The sequence below is a fragment of the Psychrobacter sp. DM4 genome (genome assembly GCF_051307035.1).
Classification (GTDB): domain Bacteria; phylum Pseudomonadota; class Gammaproteobacteria; order Pseudomonadales; family Moraxellaceae; genus Psychrobacter.
Genome location: NZ_CP195536.1, coordinates 2,157,261 through 2,175,745 on the forward strand (window position 1 = coordinate 2,157,261; position 18,485 = coordinate 2,175,745).

Sequence of the window (18,485 nt, forward strand, 5' to 3'; positions counted from 1 at the left end):
GCCATCAAAAACAGGCATTGAGCACATGGATATCGAAAGCGGTACCGCCAATCAAATCGCTAATCAAATAGACATTATCTATGAAGATGAGTCTCTTGTAGCGATTAACAAAGAGGCGGGTTTACTCGTGCATCGCAGTTGGCTGGATAAAGGCGAGACGCGCTTTGCCATGCAACTCACCCGTGATGCGGTAGGCTGCCATGTGTTTCCAGTGCACAGGTTAGATAAACCAACATCAGGCGTATTGTTGTTTGCCAAGAGCTCAGCTGTGGCGCGTAGCCTTAGTGAAGCTTTTACTGAACGCACAGTGACCAAGCAATATCTAGCTGTGGTACGCGGTTATATGCCAGAAGAAGGCGTCATCGATTATGCCTTGAGCTTCAAGCCTGATGCGATTGCCGATAAGTTTGCCAACTTGGACAAACCCGCTCAAGAGGCAGTGACCCATTGGCGACGTTTGGCACAGATTGAGTTGCCATTTGCGGTATCAAAGAAGCATAACACCAGTCGCTACAGCCTAGTGCGCTTGACACCAGATACTGGGCGCAAGCATCAGCTGCGTCGGCACATGAGACATGTATTTCATCATATCGTGGGTGATACTAGCCACGGCGACGGGCGACATAATCGATTTTTTCGTACTCAGTATAGTTGCGAGCGCATGCTTCTTCATGCCCAGAATTTGGCGCTTAGCCATCCTGTCACTGGCGAGCCCTTGGTGCTAACAGCAGGATTGGACGATCAATGGATGAACGTCTTGGAGGAGTTCTCTTGGATAGAGAGCGCTAAAATGTAGGCAAAGTAAAGTTTAGAGTTAATTTTAGAGACTCCTACCAAAGGATTTGAAATCTTGGCTCCATAACTAAGCAGGTTCTATCAGTATTCAATGCGCTATACGGGCATTAAATCACTAGTGTTAGATATAAACTTAACAAGTATAAAATTAATAGCATGAGCCATTATGATCAAAATGCTTGATTAAAACCTCTTATATTGCTTCGGTATAGTACAGTCAGTACTACGCCGGAACTTCAAGTATGCTTCACTGATCGCATTGCTATCTTCAATCTGCGGATAGTGACCCAGCTCTGACATAACAGTGACGTCAGGATTAGGAATGAGCTCCCGATAGCGATTGACCATATGCTGTCCTGATATAGGGTCTTTGGCACCATCGATCAGTTTGACAGGTACACGGCTATTGATAATCGCTCCAACCCAACGTTCTCGGTATTGCCTCCGCTGCGGAATATAGTTGATAAGTCTGTGCAGGACGCCTACGCCATCATTATGAGTAAGCAATTGCCATAATGCGTCAATAACTTCCGAAGTTGGCGGTGTTTTGGGTCCAAATATCCGTTGCAAATTACTGGCAAATTTTGGCTTAGTAAAGAGCTTGGACACCAAAAATCCTAATGGTGATAGCAATAATCTCTGTATCAAGATAGGTTCGTGCGTTTCGGGAAACAGACCACCGTTTAAGAAGCAGACACTAGCAATATGCAGATCACAACTCACATCCACTTGTCTTGCCAGCAGCTCCTGCGCGACGGTATCGCCATAATCATGTGCCAAGATATGATAATTATCGACACCTAATTGACGCAGAAATGCCTCAAAAATATCAGCCTGTTCGCTAATGAGATACTGGGCGTTTTTGGGTTTATCAGATAAGCCAAAACCCAGCATATCGAGAGTAATCACATAATAGTGTTCAGTCAGCGCCTCCCACATACTCTCCCAGTCCCAACTGGCACTCGGATAGCCGTGAATGAGAAGGAGCGCCGGTGCACTCTTGTCACCACCTTGGCGCGTAAAGATTCGTTGACCATTGATAGACTCAAACTGTCCTTGCTGCTGCCACTCACTTACCGTCATCATAAGATTACTCCTCAAATGAGGGATCGATACGGCGCAGCTTACGCAGCAGTGCAGGCCATGCGATATCGCCGCCTGCGCCTCTAGTCACTTGCGCTGATGCAGCTTGAATACCTGCTAGTATTTGCGGCGGTATATGCGTGAGTGTACTGCCACCGCTCTGCGCTTTGATCTGCACCTCGCACGCTCTTTGAGTGATGTACATAAACAAAAAGGCATCAGCGACACTACTGCCGCAAGTGAGCAGCCCATGATTGCGTAGAATCATAAAGTTAGCATCACCAAGGTCAGCAACCAGACGCACCTTTTCCTCAGGATTTAGTGCAATGCCTTCATAGTCATGATAGGCCAAGTTGGAGAGTGGAAATAGAGATTGCTGCGATAGTGGTAGTAGCCCTTGCTCTTGCGCGGATACCGCAACACCATCACTAGTATGAAGATGGATAACGCAGTGCGCATCATGACGAGCGTTGTGTACTGCGCTATGAATAGTAAATCCTGCTGGATTGATATCGTAATCTGAATGCGCGACCTTCTCACCTGCTTGATTGACTTTGACTAAGTTTGAGGCGGTAATCTCTTCGAATAATAGTCCGTAAGGATTGATCAAAAACGCATCTTCGGTATCGGGTACGCGAGCCGATATATGCGTGAAGACCAAATCATCCCAGCCATACATAGCGATGAGTCGATAACAGGCAGCAAGGTCTACTCGCATCTGCCATTCTGATTCGCTGACGCTGTCTTTTATACTGGCTTTTATATTTGATTCGTTTTGCATGATGTCATCCTTGACCGTTTTAGCTTTGAGAGTGGTAACTGCGTAAATACTTTTTACAAGTCATCTTGCTTTAAATTTATACCTTAAAGTATTTTAAGGCAATTAAATAGTTTTGTAGCTGCTATTTTGGCGTAGCGAGTGTTTGATTATCTTACCGAGATTCTACTCATGTCAACTCCGCCTACTCTTATCAACTCCATCTGTGCACTAAACTCAATCGACTTAACGCCTTCTTAACAAGCAGCTTGCTATGTTGTAGTGATACTCCTCGCATACTCCGGTTAAGAAGTCGCGCTATGTCATTATCTCAAACCGCTAATATCGCCGCGCCCAAAACTAACAAAGAACGTCGCTACCTCGATACACTCTATCGTTTTGAGCTGAATCCAAACGCTCTTATCATTATTGTCGCGCTATTTTTGGTTGTTACCGCTAATGTCAGCTTTTTTTCGCAAGTGCTAAGCATTTATCCTTTTAGCACCAATATTGGCTTTATAGTATCTATCACAGGACTATTATTTAGTCTGATGTGGCTACTCTTTCAGTTGTTATGCTACCGACCTACTACCAAGCCCGTACTCATCACCATGGTTATGATAGGCGCCGTATGTAGTTATTTCACTGATGCTTACGGTACCGTGTTCGATACTAATATGCTGATCAACAGTATGCAAACCGATCAAGCAGAAGCCATGGGGTTGATGTCGCCAAGCTTCTTTATTCGGGTGTTTTTGCTGGGTGTTATACCCGCAATTATTATTGCCACATTGAATATCAAGCGCGTACCTTTACGCCGAGCATTGTGGCAAAGAGCAGTTACTCTGATTTTAGCTATTGCTTTGATAGCGTTATGTTTACTACCCTTTGGGGATCAATATGCTACTTTTTTTCGTCAGCACAAAGTCGTCCGCAGTTATGCCAATCCTATCACCCCTATCTATTCTGTTATCAAACTAGGTACTGATTATGTTGAGGAGCTACGTCGACCTGATACTTTGACCCTACATGCAACCGATGCCAAACGTAGCGCCACTATCAGTGATAAAACAAAACCTAAACTCATGGTATTTGTGGTTGGTGAAACAGTTCGCGCCGATCATGTTGGTCTCAACGGCTATGAGCGCAACACTATGCCGCTTCTAGCAAGCCAATCAGATGTATACAGCTTTAAAAACGCCACCTCTTGCGGAACTTCTACTGCTTACTCCGTTCCTTGTATGTTCAGCTACGCTAATAGAGAACATTATGACAACAACACTTCAGACTATAATGAAAATGTCCTAGACACGCTACACAAGCAAGGCGTCAATGTGGTTTGGCGCGATAATAATTCAAGCGCCAAAGGGGTGGCAGATCGAGTTACCTTTGAGGACTACAAAACGACAGATGTCAATCCAAATTGCGATGAGGAGTGTCGTGATATTGGGATGCTTGACGGTTTTGATAAGCTAGTTAGAGCAGACTCTCCTGCTAAAGACACGCTTATTTTATTACATCAGATGGGTAATCATGGTCCTGCTTATTACAAACGTTATCCAAAGGCGTTTGAGGAATACAAACCCGTCTGTATGACTAACGAGCTCTCTAAATGTGATGATCAGTCCGTCATCAACGCTTACGACAATGCTATCCGCTATACTGATTACTTCTTAAACAACGTGATTGATACGCTAAAAAAGTATGAGTCCGATTATGATGTCGTAATGGTATACGTAAGCGACCATGGCGAGAGCTTGGGGGAGAACAATATCTACTTGCATGGGATGCCCTACGCTATAGCGCCCGATGCGCAAAAGCAGGTTCCCGTCATCGTTTGGTCGCCTACTGGCAACGGTATCAATACTAATAACAGAGATAAAGGTAGCCTTGCCAATATGATAAATCAGCCTGTGTCACATGACTTTATTACCCCAACTTTACTGAAATTTTTTGGTATTACTACTGAAGAAGTAGCAGCAGCACCAACCTTTTTTGAATCTGTATACTGAGATTTTGAACCCAGACGCTACGACTATTCATGCACGAGACCCCTTATGCACAAGACCCCTATGTACAAAATCCTTGTCATTGAAGATAATCCTGATATCGTCGCCAATATTTATGCTTTTTTTGAGCCCAAAGGTTTTGAGCTAGATAACGCTCATAATGGCATTAGCGGCCTGACGCTCGCCTCTAATAATCGTTATGACGTTATACTATTAGATGTGATGCTGCCGGGTATGAATGGCACCACTCTCTGTAAAAAGCTTCGAGAAGAATTACATGATAAAACACCCGTACTCATGCTAACGGCTCGCGATACGATTTTGGATAAAGTATCAGGTTTTGATAGTGGTGCTGATGATTATTTGGTCAAGCCTTTTTCACTGGTTGAGTTAGAATCCCGTATCAAGGCGCTTATACGTCGACATCAAGACGAGCATTTTGAGCATAGTATAACGGTCGGTCAGTTATCCCTAAATGCTAATGAGCACACGATTACTAGAGAAGGTAAATCACTAAAGCTTACGCCAACAGGGTTTAAAATACTGAATACACTAATGAGTGCGACACCTCGAGTCGTCAGCAAGCATGAGCTTGAGGAAAAAGTATGGGGTGAGGATATTCCAAGTAGCGACGCATTGCGGACTCATATGCATAGCGTACGTGTACAAGTCGATAAGCCATTTGCTAGGCCTATGATAATGACCATATCAGGCGTCGGTTATCAAATTATCAACCCAGAGCACTCTGAGCTGCACGGCGATTTATGACTGACTTTACCCCTTTAAATAAGTAAATACTATGTTCAATCTAGACGCTATAGCCAATAAATTTCGGCTATCCTACTTCTTGTTTGCCATACTCATATGCGTCACTTTCGTCAGTATTTTTATGTATGCTGAGGTGCGTATGGAGCGAGAACTGGTCAAAGCTCGATTATTACAACAGCTTGAGCTTAGTCAAAAAGAAAACCTTGAACAGCCTATTTATAGCGCTGAACCTGGTATCAATATTTATCGTTATGATAATGCACCTGGTAATCTACAATTGTTAGCGACTGAAACCGTGCAAGAGATGCCAGTGACCTTCACAACTCAGGAAGGCGATATCAAAACAGAGCTACATTTTTTTCGTTATCAAAAAGACAAGCAAAACTATATTTTGACGTATTTAGAAGATGACGAGATGGTGATGGAAAATTATCCTGTTTTGGCCATTTTTGAGCATTTAGAAGATATATTTGCCGATGCGTTGAAAGCGGCTGTGCTGCTTAGTTTACTTATCGCCGCGGTATTCTCTCAGCTGTCCTCTAGGCAGATTACTAAGCCTTTATTAGACTTGAAACAAGCGGTTGAGACCGATCATCAAAATTTAACCGAGCTGACTCATCTGCCATCAGAGGTAGGAGTATTAGCACGCGCTATTGACGATAAAAACCATAAGCTTGAGCAATACCTAAAACGCGAGCAACTATTTACAGGAGATGTTAGTCACGAATTACGTACGCCTCTGACGATTATCATGGGCGCATCTGAAGTACTAGCGTCACAATTAGAACATGATCCTCGTTTGAGCGAATTTGCCAATCGCATCAGTCACACGGCGAAAGAAACCTCGGAGATTATCAGTGCTTTGCTTCTACTCTCGCGCGCGCCTGAAAAACTAGATACTCCGCAAACCTCTATCAATAGCATTGCTATAAGTGAAGTTGCGCGTCTAAAGTATTTACTGCGTCATAAGCGTGTTACTTGTATCGTAGTGGCTGAGCAAGAATACAGCGTATGCGTGCGACCTGAACTGCTAAAGATGGCTCTTGGCAACCTCATAAAAAATGCTTTTCAGTACACGGACGAGGGCGAAGTCGTTGTTTCTATAGACGCTAAAAAAATAGTCATCACTGATACCGGACTTGGCATTCCTGAGGATATGATGCCACTACTCTACGAAAGGTTTGAGCGTTTAGATCATAAACGTACAGGCGAGCAAACTGATAATGTAGTGTCAGACAGCTATTCTAGCTATAAGGTAGAAGGCACAGGCTTGAAGGTAGAAGGCACAGGCTTGGGTCTGAGCATTGTGCAGCGCATTATGACTCACATGGACTGGCAGCTCACTCATCAAGCCCACGCTTCAGGGGGTAGTACCTTTAGTATTTATTATAAATGATCACTTATCTTGTCACCTGTCGCCATCATTCTCACTATCATTCCAATCCTCTTAACGCTTTCTTAATGCGCCCTGCTCTATACTAAAAACCTATCATATATACGCTATGAAGTCATCTATATGGACACGACCAAAGCCGTCACTTGCAATATCAGATCAATAGACACCTACTCTGAAAATAAAAAACCATCTGACACTTTGGTTGTACTCGATAGCTATGCCAGTAGTGTCAAAGGTCAAAAAGGCCTTTCTCGTATCCTCAAAGCCACAGGTTATTCTATCGATGGGTTTAGAGCCGCTTATAAATTTGAGGCGGCTTTTAGACAGGTTTTGTGGCTCAATCTTGTATTGTTCATCGTTATTGTAACCATGCCTTTTGATATCAGCACAAGCATGATGCTGATAATTGTCTCTTTTTTGTCCCTTATTGTTGAGCTATTCAATACCGCTATTGAGGCTTGCGTCGATCACACTTCAACAGATCAACATCCCCTCGCTAAAATAGCCAAAGATGTCGGCTCTGCTGCGCAGTTTTTAGCATTGTTACTGCTATTTATTTTATGGCTACTCGCCTTGTCGCCCTTTTTATTCTAAATCAGGTCCAAATAAATCGTGAGCTACTATATCTGAGGTAGGGTTTGATGACTATAGAGCGTAATTTAAAAAGGTGTCATTCGACCAATTGGGTCTGGCTCAAACTACTATGCTTGACCATTATTGCAACCTTAGTCTCTGAGCATAGTCAATTCGACATTCGTATCAGTGAGTTTTTCTATAGCAATGGTCAGTGGCTGATACAAAAGGGCGCGCAGCCTTACGCCTTTATCTTTTACGATGGCCCTAAAGCGTTATTAATCTTGTCAGCTCTCTATTTATTAGTCATATTAGTTATCAGATACAGACAACCTTCAAATACGACCGCTATCACTGGTAACCGTAAGTTTTATAAATTGATGACTCGTCTGTCGGCTCGTGAAATAAGTTACGTACTAAGTATGCTAGTCGTAGTACCTTCTACTATTGCGCTATTAAAAGGCGTAACTCATGTAAGCTGTCCCAATCATTTAATAGCTTTTGGCGGTGATTTGCCCTATCTCAGTCTATGGCAAAACATGGTCGCAAGCACGCCAGCCAAGTGCTTCCCAGCCGCTCATGCCAGCGCAAGTTTTTCTTTATATGGGTTAGCTTTTTTGCCTGCTCTTTATGAGTATCGTTATCGAATATTTGAGATAGTGACCGTCTTAGGTTGGACAATGGGGCTCTATAAAATGCTCTTTGGCGATCATTTCTTTAGTCATACTTTAGTCTCAATGCTGCTATCACTGACGATTGCGTGTACGCTGGCTGCTATATTTTTCAAGGACAAATCTACTCATAAAGCTCTAAATAAAACATTGAGCCGTACAAAACGCTATAAAACGTCCGCTTTAATAAAAACAATGACGCTGTCCAAAACAGACTCATCCTCTTAATACTTTCTTAACGGCTTACAGACTTACCTCAAAATTCGCCTTAAAAGATAAGTGTGTTTTTGCCAAAAAAATACACTAAGCCATTGAAAAACAATGTATAAATAGACAATAATTAGTTGAAGCAGCTAGAAAATAGCTATCGTGTCAGCTCAAGTCATCAAGGATGAGTGACTCGTTTTGTGAGTTTGATAAGGATATTATGAAGCCTCTTTTTATAATGATGTCAGCGCTGGTTGTCGGTTTGGTGTCCCATGCTGCGATAGCAGACAGCATAAGTGTCCAAAAGACATTGCCCCCCAGAATAAGCCTACCCAACGTTAGCCCGATTAATAGCGATCTGGCTAATCGCGGTGCTTATGTGGCGCGGACTGCTGATTGCATGGCATGTCACCGTGAGAACTATAGCGGCGGCGTCCCTATTGAGACGCCTATTGGCAATATCTATTCAACCAATATTACCCCGTCCAAGATTTATGGTATCGGTAACTATACCGAAGCTGATCTGGCAAAAGCATTGCGTAAAGGTCGTGCCCCTAACCATCAAATTTATCCCGCCATGCCCTATCCCTCTTATCATGGTATGACCGATGCGGATATCAGTGCGCTGTTTGCTTACTTTCAAACTGTGCCGCCAGTAGAAAAAGCACCTGACAAAACCACCAACTTACCTTTCCCGTTAAATATACGCAGTCTGATGCTGGCGTGGAATGTCATCAATGTGCCCTCCACCGAGAACCGCGTAGGTCTGACGCCTGTAGAGCAGCGCGGCGAATATCTAGTCAATAATTTAGAGCATTGCGGCACTTGTCATACCCCGCGCAACCTCACTCAAGGACTGGATAAAGATCGCTACCTCTCTGGCGCGCCGCTCGGTAAATGGTTTGCGCCCAACATCACCCCTGATAACGATACGGGCATTGGGCGCTGGAGCAAGGGTGATATCATCACCTATCTGCGTACAGGCAAGCTCGATCAACGAGCCTATGCAGGCGGTCCGATGGCAGAAGCCGTCGCTCATAGCACCCGTTATCTCACTGATGACGATCTGATAGCGATGGCGAATTATCTAAAAGTCATCCCTGCTATCAAGACCGATAACTATCTAATACCTGTCAACATTGCGCGTTTGCCTACTCCAGTCAGCGACTCTATTACTTATGATTTGTTAGAACAAAAAGACTATCTGGCCCAAGTGAAATCTAAGACGACTCCTGCTGCTAGTACTACTAGTAGCAATAGGAGTAAAAGCGCTAGTAACAGCAGCAATAGTAATAGTAGCAATTCGCCAAAGGGCTTATATCTGACTCATTGTGCTAGCTGCCACGGCGTCGATGGCTATGCTCAGCCTGATGCACGCTATGCCGCTATCGTCGGTCTAAGTAGCATTCGCCGCGCCAAACCTGATGCGCTGATTGGCGTTATCGCCTTTGGAGCAAAAGGCGCGTTCAATACCGCACCCAAAATGCCAGGATTCAAAGAAGATTTGAGCTATGCGCAGATGGCAAGTATTACTAATTATGTACGCGTCACTTTTGGCGGTTTGCCAAGTAGTGATGTCAGTGCGGCTAAGGTCAAACGCGTCATTAAAGATAAAAGCTAAGTCATTAACCCTAACAACAAAACTACTCGACCATCATAAATACTGAGCACGATAAGGATAATGAGATGAATGATTTGCTGCCCTCTGCTACGCGCAGGCAACTGCTCGCTATGATAGGCAAGACTGCGGGCGCGGCGGCTATGTATCAGGCGATGACGACTTTAGGTTTCGCCTCAGAGTCCAGTTTTAAACAAGGGATGAATCTAAAAGGCGCGCCTGCTGGGGCGAGCATTGTTATCCTCGGCGCAGGTTTGGCAGGTCTTACAGCGGCGTATGAGCTACGCAAAGCGGGGTATAAAGTCACCGTTCTTGAATACCAAAACCGCGGTGGCGGGCGCAGTTGGACGCTCAATAGCGGTGATAAATATACTGAGCTTGGCGGCGAGCAAGTCACTTGCAACTTTCAAAAAGGCAACTACTTTAACGGTGGGCCGTGGCGACTGCCTATCCATCACTACGCCGTTTTTCATTATTGCAAAAAGTTCAATGTCGCTTTGCAACCCTTTATCCAAACCAATGATCGCGCTTATTTACATCGTACCAATCACTTTAATGGTGCGCCGCAGCGTTTGGGCGATGTACAAAACGATATTCGCGGTTATGTCTCAGAGCTATTATCCAAAGCGGTGAACAAAGGCAGCTTAGATGATGCGGTCACTACAGAGGACAAAGAAAAGCTACTCGTCGGGCTCAAAGGCTGGGGCGTACTCGACAATAATTATCGCTATGTCAAAAGCGCCGATACCAGCAAGCATCGCGGCTATAGCGTCTATCCTGGCGGCGGTTTGATGCCAGATGCGCAGCCATCGACGCCGATACCTAGAGACAAACTTCTCGATTCAGAGATGTGGGCTGATATTTATAATAATTACACGGTACACGTGCATCAGCCTGCGATGTTTCAGCCCGTAGGCGGTATGGGCAAAATCGGCGACGCCTTTACACGCGAGTGCCGCGATATGATTACGTTCAATGCCAAAGTGACCAAGATTAATCAAGATGAGACAGGCGTGACTGTTGATTATGTGGATAGTACTAATTCTAGGAGCGACAATCCTGAAGGTATGGGCAAAAGCGTTCGCGCCGACTGGTGCATATGTACGATCCCACTGTCTATATTGACCCAAATTGACATCAATGTCTCAGAGCCAATGAAACAAGCGATGGCAGCGGTGCCTTATGACAGCTCCTATAAAGTCGGTTTGGAGTTTAAGCGGCGCTTTTGGGAGGAGGATGAATGGATATACGGCGGTATCACTTACACCGACTTGCCGATAACCCAAATCTCCTACCCGTCGCAAGATCTGTTTAGTTCAGGATCTGGCGTGCTCCTTGGCGCTTACGGCTTTGGCGAGGCGTCTTATAAATTCAACTCCCTCACGCCAAAAGAGCGTATTAGCGCAGCGCTTGAATATGGTAAACGTATTCATCCGCAGTACAGCAAAGAGTTTCGCGCGGGCACTTCAGTCGCATGGCACCGTATACCGTGGTCGCTTGGCTGCTATGGCATCTGGAGTGAATCAAGCCGCGAGCAATATTACGACACCTTATGCGCTATTGATCACCGCATTGTATTGGCAGGCGAGCACTGCTCACACATTCCTGCTTGGCAAGAAGGCGCGATACTATCAGGGATGGATTCGGCAAACCGCTTACATCAAAAGGCAAAAAAACTCGGTTGATCATGAAGTTATTAATTTTCGCTAAATAGCGACGCATATAAAGGCGATGTTAGACATGACAAAAGCAAAAACTACTCGGATAAACTTGCATAAACCCTATCGTTTGCCAATCCTATTGATAATGGGTGGCAGCGCTTTTTTATCAGCGTGTAGCCAATACCACAAACAAAGTGCCCCTACTCTTGCCAGTTTACAAACGCCGATGGTTTCTAACAACAATTTTAGCAATCAAGACAGCCGCAACAACGGTGCGTGGGGCGCAGTTTATATGTCCAAAGACGAGCTGACCCGCCCGCCTATGAATATCGTCGATGTCAGCTCAATTCCTAAGATGAGCAATGATGCTAGTTTACAAAAATGGCTCGCCAAATTTGAAGGCAGTGCACAAGGTAAAAAGGGATTTTTTACCACGAACGGCAAAAAGCTCTATGATGATTCTTGCGCCGGCTGTCATATGGTAGATGGCAAAGGTGCACAAGGCGCAGGCTACTATCCGCCGCTTGCCAATAACAGTAAGATGGAATCAAAATATTATATTATCAGTGTGGTCATCAACGGTTTGCGCGGCATGCCCGCCTTTCATAGCATGATGGATGATGAGCAAATAGCCGCAGTGACGCAGTATGTGCACAGCGAATTAAACCCTTATACCGATACAGTGAGCGCTGACAATGTCGCCCAGCTGCGCCATGAGTTTCCGCCAGGGTCTGATCCGAGTGAGTAGCTATAACGATAATGATAGCAATAATAGATTTGCGACCACTCCTTTATCAGACGAGCAGTAGCTCTAAACCGATTTTGTAGAATGAGATGCAACATTAAATACAAAATAATGAGAGATGATGATGACACCCTATAACCGTAACTTATCTATTAAGCCTAATCAGTGGCTTAGATCGCTTGTTTTATTAGCTGCTATATCGACGTTATTGGCTTGTAGCGAGCCTGATGTAAATGCTAGTGACACAACATCAGCTACTAAGCCGCCTGTCGTCACACAACCAGCGCAAACAGAACAACCAAAAACTCAGATGACATCTGTCAGTGCTCACTCAGAGACTCAATCAAGCATTTTGCAAAACGTCTCGGCGACCGTATACAAGGATGCCAATTGTGGCTACTGTAAAGAGTGGATCAGTCATATCGAAGATAATGGTTTAAACGCCACTGCTCATGATGTTGAAGAGATGTCTTTATTCAAAGATCGTTATAGCGTTCCTCAGCAAATGCGCTCTTGTCATACTGCGGTTACCACCGACGGCTATGTGTTTGAAGGTCATGTTCCTGCTAAATATATGGCACAGTTTTTGGCCAAGCCGCCAAGTGATGCGATTGGACTTGCCGTACCCGGTATGCCAGTGGGTAGCCCCGGTATGGAATATCAAGATAAGTTTACGCCGTACCAAGTAATGCAGCTGAATAAAGACGGTACATTAGAGGTCTATGCTGATATTAAATCATCACATGAGCAACTGTGACTCTGATTCAGGTGTTTGACCCGTTGGCATGCTGATATCAGTGACGCACGCATGTGCACTAATCAGCTGATAATATTAAAGGTACAAAAGCATGATATTGACAAGATAAACCAATTGGCTGAAGCGCTCAAATGATCAGTCTGTCTAAAAGAATGACTCAACGCTTAAAGCGTCTGATACCACTTGCCACTACGCCAAACAGCTCAAGCGAGCCCTTAACTTCAATGTCAGTATAATCATCATTGAGCGAGCGCAAAATGATCGTCTCCCCTAATATCAATTGCTTGGCAGCAAAACCGTCATCGACTAATGCAATTACGATGTCTTTATTACTCGCCGTCAACGACCTGTCCACCACCAAAATATCGTTGGGATAGATACCAATATCTATCATGCTATCGCCTTCTACTTCGACGAGATACGTCGTTGCTGGATGGCGAATGAGCAAGGTATTAAGATCAATACGATTTTGCACGTAGTCGGTTGCAGGACTTGGAAACCCTGCTTTGACTCTATCGCTGTATAAGGACAAAAGGACAGGTTTGCCCTCATCCGTCAGTTTGCCTATTATTTTTACCGTCATAGTTGCGCCTGTTCTCACTTCGAAAGAATTAACCTTAATAGGCTAGTGTACCTTTGGTAGCTGATTGATATTAGTAGTGTAGCAAGGCGATAGCATCTCGCGACTCATCTGCCACGTTTGTTTGTCCTTGATGCCTTCGCTCGCGATAAAGACCGCTCCTTGATTATGACGGTTCTGTCCGTACTTTTTATTGAGCTCGTCCATGAGTGCGCTGATCTCCTCACTTTGAGTTGAAGTCTGCTTATCTTTTGAATCATCATTAGCGAATAAATCTAGCTGCACCTCATCATGCTGGCATAAGTCCAGTAGCATGACGCCAGCCTTAGCATAGCGAACGTTTTCTTTATAAATGATTTTGAGCACTTGCCGCGCGGCCAATATCATTACCCGAGTATCCGCCGTCGGTGTCACAAATTGGTATTGACCCGATATCGCCGTATAAGTTTCTGACTGATTAAAGGGACTATTCATAGAAAATATACTGAGATAATGACAAACGCTATTTTGTTGACGTAGTTTGTTCGCAGCGTTTGCCACATGACTACAGATCGACTCGCTGAGCTCATTAGGGCAAGTAACACGGCGCGAAAAAGAGCGTGAAGAGATAATTTGCTTTTTGGGCTCTACGCTCTCAATGCCGATACAAGACTGCCCGTTCAGCTCCAAGCAGGTGCGCTCTAATACTACGCCGAAGTGCTGACGAATCTTGCCAGGCTCACAAACCGCCAATTGATGAACGGTATGAATACCCAGAGCATTTAACCTCAACTTGTAGCGCCGACCGACACCCCATAGCTCGCCCACATCCGTAATTTGCATCAAACGGCGTATCCACCTCAGACTCTCAAGCACGCAGATGCCATGAGTCGCAGGGTATTTTTTTGCCGCCTGATTGGCAAGTTTTGCCATAGTTTTGGTGCTACCGATACCGACGCTGACCGCGATACCGGTATGGCTCTCTATAATCATTTTGAGCTTGCCAGCGTAAGCCTTTAGGTCTTGCATGGCGACGGGATAATCCGCCAAATACAAGAACGCTTCATCGATAGAATACACCTCAACCGTCGGACACAACGTCTCTATCGTCGTCATGACCCGCTGCGACATATCAGCATAAAGCGTATAGTTGGAGCTAAAAACCGTAATGTTGTTTGCGGTACAAAAGTCTTTTACCTGAAAATAGGGTACTGCCATTTTGATACCCAGACGCTTTGCTTCAGAGGAGCGCGCCACCACGCAGCCATCATTATTCGATAAGACAACGACGGGCTTATCCTTTAAATCAGGACGAAATAGCTTCTCACAGTTGGCATAAAAGCTGTTGCAATCGACGAGCGCATACATGAGCGGACTCTTTTTGTGGTAGAAATTTCTGGAAAAAAATATAGGAGGAGTGGCTTTAATTGTAGGGAGATTGCTTCAAATTTTTCAAGTCAAAGAGTCAGTTACACGTCAACGGTTGTCGTTATATTTTCAGTGATGGGGTCTTAAAACGTGAGATAAATGATAGTGTTATACCCAAAAATTCACGTATACTGGTAACGCGCTGTGCGTCAAAGATGCATATGGATAGGCGCTAACCACCATAATAAGGATATTTAAATGTTAGGAAAAATGATGTACCAGCCGCTGCTAATTAGCAGCCTGATCGAGCACGCCGCGCAATATCATAGCGATACCGCAGTCTACTCAAAAGAAGTCGATGGCACCATGACCAAGAGCAATTGGCTGAGCGTCTCAGACAACTCAAAACGTTTGGCAAATGCCCTACAGTCCTTAGGACTCAAGTCTTCAGATTGCATCGCTACCCTCGCATGGAATAATCGTCGCCACTTAGAAGCATGGTATGCCATCTCTGGTAGCGAGATGATTTGCCATACGATCAATCCGCGACTATTCCCCGAGCAGCTCACCTACATTATCAATGACGCCAAAGACCAAGTATTGTTTTTTGATATTACATTCCTACCCCTTATCGCGGCTATCAAAGAGCATATCAAAGGTATCAAGCACTTTATCTTGTTGGGCGATCGCGATGAGAAAGTCTTAGAGGAGCTACCTAACGCGCTATTTTTTGACGAGTTATTAGCCGAGAACGATACCAATTTTGACTGGCCACAGTTCGATGAAAAACAAGCCAGCTCTTTATGTTATACCTCAGGGACGACTGGGAATCCAAAAGGTATCTTGTACTCGCATCGCTCATCCGTACTACATGCTATCGCCCTATGTATGCCTGATGTGTCCGCGTTGTCAGCGCAAGATGTCCTATTACCCGTCGTACCGATGTTCCATGTCAATGCGTGGGGTACGCCTTATGCGGCAGCACTGACTGGCTGCTCGTTAATACTGCCAGGGCCCAATTTGGATGGCGATAGCCTAGTCTCTGTGATCGACGACTATAAAGTAACGGTGGCGCTGGGCGTACCGACCATTTGGCAAAGCCTGCTGACCGCTGCTAAGAATAAAGGCAGCACACTTGAGAGCATGACCCGTACTATCGTTGGCGGCGCGGCTTGTCCACCCTCGATCATCACATCCTTTCGAGAGGACTTCAATTGTGACGCCATCCATGGTTGGGGTATGACTGAAACCAGCCCACTTGGTACGATGAATCAGATCAAAGCCAAGCACAAATCATTAAGTCGCGATGAGATCAACGAGCTACGCAAATCACAAGGTCGCCCGCCTTATGGGGTTCAGATACGTCTTATGGGTACTGAGAAAAAGGATCAGCATGTTGCCGAAGACGGCGAATCACAAGGGCGCTTGCAAATTCGCGGGCACTGGGTCATTGATGATTACTTTACCCACAAGCCTGATACAATCACCGAAGACGGTTGGTTCGATACTGGTGATATCGCGACCATCGATGAAGACGGCTATATGAACATCCGCGATCGCTCAAAAGATCTCATCAAGTCAGGTGGCGAATGGATATCCTCAGTTGAGCTTGAGAATATTGCCGCGGGTCATGCAGAAGTAAAAATGGCCGCCGCGATTGCCGCCAATCACAAACAGTGGGGTGAGCGCCCTGTATTGATCGTGGTTAAAGAAGAGGACTCAAACGTAGATGAGGCGCAGATTTTGGACTTTTATAAAGACAAAGTTGCCAGCTGGCAGATTCCAGACAAAGTTATCTTCGTCGATAACATCGTATTGAACGGCGCAGGTAAAATGATGAAAAACAACTTGCGTGATGAGCATGGTGATGTCTTGCTTGAACAATAAGCATTATCGAATCACTCTGACATTGCCCTAATATTTATCTTATTTTTACCCCGTAAAAGCCTGCAATATTGCAGGCTTTTTATTCTTTGAATGATTGAAAATCATAGCTCACGCCACTGTAACCACAGACGCGTATCTAACTCAAACTGGTGGTAATTTGGCTCCATATGACAGCACAATTGATAAAAAGATTTGCTGTGCTCTTTTTCTTTAAAATGCGCCAACTCATGTACCACAATCATCTGTAAAAACTCAGGTGGCGCGTCTTTGAACAAACTGGCGACGGTAATACCGTTATGTGATTTGAGCTTGCTGCCCTGCACTCGCGACTGGTACGTATGAATGCCTAGCGCGTTTTTTAGAGTACTCAGCTTACTATCGTAACGCACTTGCGATAAAGTACCACTTTTACGCATGTACTCCGTTTTTATATCGTTCACGTACTGGTAGAGCGCTTTGTCACTTTGAACCTGATGCGTGTCTGGATAACGCAGCTCAATATATGCGCCTAGTCGACCACTGCTGATAAGCTCGCTTGCTTGATTTTGAATAGGCTCAGGATAATGAGCGATGTACTTCAAAGAGGTCATTGTTTTTATCCTTACTATAAACTAAAAGGGTGCCAATCCATGATTAGCACCCTTTTAATTTACTTAATTTTTATGAGTTATTGATTGACGGTGATATCTAGCGTAACACGGCGGTTGGGCTGCAAGCAATCAATCTCTTGCTGGCGTGGCAGGTTGGTTGAGCACTGTACAATAGGCTGCAACTCCCCTGCTCCCGTTGCTATTATAGTGTTAGGATTGACGCCTTGATTGACAAGGTAGTTGGCAACGGCGCGCGCACGCTGGGTAGACAAGTTCATATTGTAAGCGTCATCACCCTTACGATCAGTGTGTCCGGTAATCATAATTTGGCTATCGCCTCTTTGTTGATATTGCCTTAAGGTTTGGGCTAGCCCATCAAGCTCCTCTCTACCTTGTGGTAAGACATCTTGCACCGTTGACTTGTCAAATGCGAATAGAGCATCAGCGTTTAAGTTGATACGCTCTGGTGCTGGTTGCATAGTAGGCACTGACGCTACCATCACTGGGTTCGTTTGCATAACAGCCATTGATTGAGGCGGGCAATCAGCGGGACTCCAATAGAACTCTTGACCCTTGTACTCCTTATCAAAGATGACTTTGTACTGGCAAACTTTGACTTGCTGGTTGTTGTCGTAGAATTTGAGAATATAGTCCCATTCACGAGCCTTATAACTCTCGCTAAAGTGTGGCGGACCAATAAGCTGATAGAGATCATCTTTGCTTATTCCTGGTCTTATCTTGGCAAGATCGTCGACATCAGCGATGGTGCCCTCTTCTCTCCAAGCAGTATTCTGTTCTGGAAAGACTAAATCACTGGCGCTCACGCGGCCATCGTCTGTCAAGTTGGTACTTATGTTTCGAGTACACCCTGTGACCGAGAGCAGTAATACGGTGGCGAGCGCGCCGTAGCAATATACAGATTGTTTCATTTATCTCTTCCTTGATATATTTTATGAATGGTTTGATGGCGTCTATTTTTATAGACGCCATCATTGAACGATGAGGTTATATTAAAAATGGAAACCTGCACCAACTGCACCG

17 protein-coding genes are annotated in these 18,485 nt (G+C 44.8%); 11 read left to right on the forward strand and 6 right to left on the reverse strand.

All coding sequences use genetic code 11. From position 1 onward, the window contains the following. Positions 1-25 precede the first annotated feature (25 nt). On the forward strand, positions 26-796 hold the full coding sequence (truC, locus tag ACR64G_RS09175) for a tRNA pseudouridine(65) synthase TruC (RefSeq protein ID WP_435978994.1): 771 nt from the start codon (positions 26-28) through the stop codon (positions 794-796). Positions 797-978: 182 nt separating this feature from the next. On the opposite strand, the gene ACR64G_RS09180 is transcribed toward truC, so the two are convergent. Together ACR64G_RS09180 and ACR64G_RS09185 are read right to left on the reverse strand one after the other, a co-directional pair. After that, on the reverse strand, positions 979-1,881 hold the full coding sequence (locus ACR64G_RS09180; RefSeq protein WP_435978995.1) for an alpha/beta fold hydrolase: 903 nt from the start codon (positions 1,879-1,881) through the stop codon (positions 979-981). 4 nt (positions 1,882-1,885) lie between these two features. After that, entirely contained in the window at positions 1,886-2,659 is a 774-nt protein-coding gene (locus ACR64G_RS09185; RefSeq protein WP_435978996.1) for a class II aldolase/adducin family protein, read from the reverse strand. A 296-nt stretch (positions 2,660-2,955) separates the two neighbouring features. Here ACR64G_RS09185 and ACR64G_RS09190 point away from each other — a divergent pair, with 296 nt between their 5' ends. The 9 genes from ACR64G_RS09190 (at position 2,956) to ACR64G_RS09230 (ending at position 13,040) form a co-directional block, all read left to right on the forward strand. Further along, positions 2,956-4,647 carry a phosphoethanolamine transferase gene (locus ACR64G_RS09190; RefSeq protein WP_435978997.1) on the forward strand — a complete coding sequence of 564 codons (1,692 nt, stop codon included), beginning with the start codon at positions 2,956-2,958 and terminating at the stop codon, positions 4,645-4,647. Positions 4,648-4,707: 60 nt separating this feature from the next. Next, entirely contained in the window at positions 4,708-5,412 is a 705-nt protein-coding gene (locus tag ACR64G_RS09195) for a response regulator transcription factor (RefSeq protein ID WP_435980700.1), read from the forward strand. A 31-nt stretch (positions 5,413-5,443) separates the two neighbouring features. Then, on the forward strand, positions 5,444-6,808 hold the full coding sequence (locus ACR64G_RS09200; protein ID WP_435978998.1) for a sensor histidine kinase: 1,365 nt from the start codon (positions 5,444-5,446) through the stop codon (positions 6,806-6,808). Between the two features lie 120 nt (positions 6,809-6,928). After that, a complete protein-coding gene (locus ACR64G_RS09205; protein WP_435978999.1) occupies positions 6,929-7,402 on the forward strand; it encodes a diacylglycerol kinase in 474 nt (157 codons plus the stop codon). Positions 7,403-7,449: 47 nt separating this feature from the next. After that, positions 7,450-8,280: a PAP2 family lipid A phosphatase gene (locus ACR64G_RS09210; RefSeq protein ID WP_435979000.1), complete on the forward strand. Its 831-nt coding sequence runs from the start codon at positions 7,450-7,452 to the stop codon at positions 8,278-8,280. 199 nt (positions 8,281-8,479) lie between these two features. Next, complete coding sequence (locus tag ACR64G_RS09215; protein ID WP_435979001.1) at positions 8,480-9,880, forward strand: c-type cytochrome; 1,401 nt, start codon at positions 8,480-8,482, stop codon at positions 9,878-9,880. A gap of 65 nt (positions 9,881-9,945) precedes the next feature. Further along, positions 9,946-11,562 (forward strand): flavin monoamine oxidase family protein, encoded by a 1,617-nt coding sequence (locus ACR64G_RS09220; protein ID WP_435979002.1) that lies wholly within the window; start codon positions 9,946-9,948, stop codon positions 11,560-11,562. A gap of 55 nt (positions 11,563-11,617) precedes the next feature. Then, complete coding sequence (locus tag ACR64G_RS09225; RefSeq protein ID WP_435979003.1) at positions 11,618-12,286, forward strand: c-type cytochrome; 669 nt, start codon at positions 11,618-11,620, stop codon at positions 12,284-12,286. A 121-nt stretch (positions 12,287-12,407) separates the two neighbouring features. After that, positions 12,408-13,040 (forward strand): DUF411 domain-containing protein, encoded by a 633-nt coding sequence (locus ACR64G_RS09230; protein ID WP_435980701.1) that lies wholly within the window; start codon positions 12,408-12,410, stop codon positions 13,038-13,040. Positions 13,041-13,197: 157 nt separating this feature from the next. Here ACR64G_RS09230 and umuD read toward each other — a convergent pair whose 3' ends face one another. Next, positions 13,198-13,623, reverse strand: a complete 426-nt coding sequence (gene umuD / locus ACR64G_RS09235) for a translesion error-prone DNA polymerase V autoproteolytic subunit (RefSeq protein ID WP_435979004.1) — start codon at positions 13,621-13,623, stop codon at positions 13,198-13,200. 42 nt (positions 13,624-13,665) lie between these two features. Next, entirely contained in the window at positions 13,666-14,967 is a 1,302-nt protein-coding gene (locus ACR64G_RS09240) for a Y-family DNA polymerase (protein ID WP_435979005.1), read from the reverse strand. 258 nt (positions 14,968-15,225) lie between these two features. Between ACR64G_RS09240 and ACR64G_RS09245 the strand changes: the two genes are divergently transcribed. Beyond that, positions 15,226-16,854, forward strand: a complete 1,629-nt coding sequence (locus ACR64G_RS09245) for a long-chain fatty acid--CoA ligase (RefSeq protein WP_435979006.1) — start codon at positions 15,226-15,228, stop codon at positions 16,852-16,854. A 101-nt stretch (positions 16,855-16,955) separates the two neighbouring features. On the opposite strand, the gene ACR64G_RS09250 is transcribed toward ACR64G_RS09245, so the two are convergent. Both ACR64G_RS09250 and ACR64G_RS09255 read right to left on the reverse strand, forming a co-directional pair. Next, complete coding sequence (locus tag ACR64G_RS09250; RefSeq protein WP_435979007.1) at positions 16,956-17,444, reverse strand: M48 metallopeptidase family protein; 489 nt, start codon at positions 17,442-17,444, stop codon at positions 16,956-16,958. A gap of 77 nt (positions 17,445-17,521) precedes the next feature. Then, a complete protein-coding gene (locus ACR64G_RS09255) occupies positions 17,522-18,373 on the reverse strand; it encodes an OmpA family protein (RefSeq protein ID WP_435979008.1) in 852 nt (283 codons plus the stop codon). Positions 18,374-18,485 lie beyond the last annotated feature (112 nt).

Excerpts from the sequence above, each read along its gene's own strand:
- truC (WP_435978994.1), top strand. The coding sequence starts at position 26 with ATGGATATCGAAAGCGGTACCGCCAATCAAATCGCTAATCAAATAGAC.
- ACR64G_RS09180 (WP_435978995.1), bottom strand. The coding sequence starts at position 1,881 with ATGATGACGGTAAGTGAGTGGCAGCAGCAAGGACAGTTTGAGTCTATC.
- ACR64G_RS09185 (WP_435978996.1), bottom strand. The coding sequence starts at position 2,659 with ATGCAAAACGAATCAAATATAAAAGCCAGTATAAAAGACAGCGTCAGC.
- ACR64G_RS09190 (WP_435978997.1), top strand. The coding sequence starts at position 2,956 with ATGTCATTATCTCAAACCGCTAATATCGCCGCGCCCAAAACTAACAAA.
- ACR64G_RS09195 (WP_435980700.1), top strand. The coding sequence starts at position 4,708 with ATGTACAAAATCCTTGTCATTGAAGATAATCCTGATATCGTCGCCAAT.
- ACR64G_RS09200 (WP_435978998.1), top strand. The coding sequence starts at position 5,444 with ATGTTCAATCTAGACGCTATAGCCAATAAATTTCGGCTATCCTACTTC.
- ACR64G_RS09205 (WP_435978999.1), top strand. The coding sequence starts at position 6,929 with ATGGACACGACCAAAGCCGTCACTTGCAATATCAGATCAATAGACACC.
- ACR64G_RS09210 (WP_435979000.1), top strand. The coding sequence starts at position 7,450 with ATGACTATAGAGCGTAATTTAAAAAGGTGTCATTCGACCAATTGGGTC.
- ACR64G_RS09215 (WP_435979001.1), top strand. The coding sequence starts at position 8,480 with ATGAAGCCTCTTTTTATAATGATGTCAGCGCTGGTTGTCGGTTTGGTG.
- ACR64G_RS09220 (WP_435979002.1), top strand. The coding sequence starts at position 9,946 with ATGAATGATTTGCTGCCCTCTGCTACGCGCAGGCAACTGCTCGCTATG.
- ACR64G_RS09225 (WP_435979003.1), top strand. The coding sequence starts at position 11,618 with ATGACAAAAGCAAAAACTACTCGGATAAACTTGCATAAACCCTATCGT.
- ACR64G_RS09230 (WP_435980701.1), top strand. The coding sequence starts at position 12,408 with ATGACACCCTATAACCGTAACTTATCTATTAAGCCTAATCAGTGGCTT.
- umuD (WP_435979004.1), bottom strand. The coding sequence starts at position 13,623 with ATGACGGTAAAAATAATAGGCAAACTGACGGATGAGGGCAAACCTGTC.
- ACR64G_RS09240 (WP_435979005.1), bottom strand. The coding sequence starts at position 14,967 with ATGTATGCGCTCGTCGATTGCAACAGCTTTTATGCCAACTGTGAGAAG.
- ACR64G_RS09245 (WP_435979006.1), top strand. The coding sequence starts at position 15,226 with ATGTTAGGAAAAATGATGTACCAGCCGCTGCTAATTAGCAGCCTGATC.
- ACR64G_RS09250 (WP_435979007.1), bottom strand. The coding sequence starts at position 17,444 with ATGACCTCTTTGAAGTACATCGCTCATTATCCTGAGCCTATTCAAAAT.
- ACR64G_RS09255 (WP_435979008.1), bottom strand. The coding sequence starts at position 18,373 with ATGAAACAATCTGTATATTGCTACGGCGCGCTCGCCACCGTATTACTG.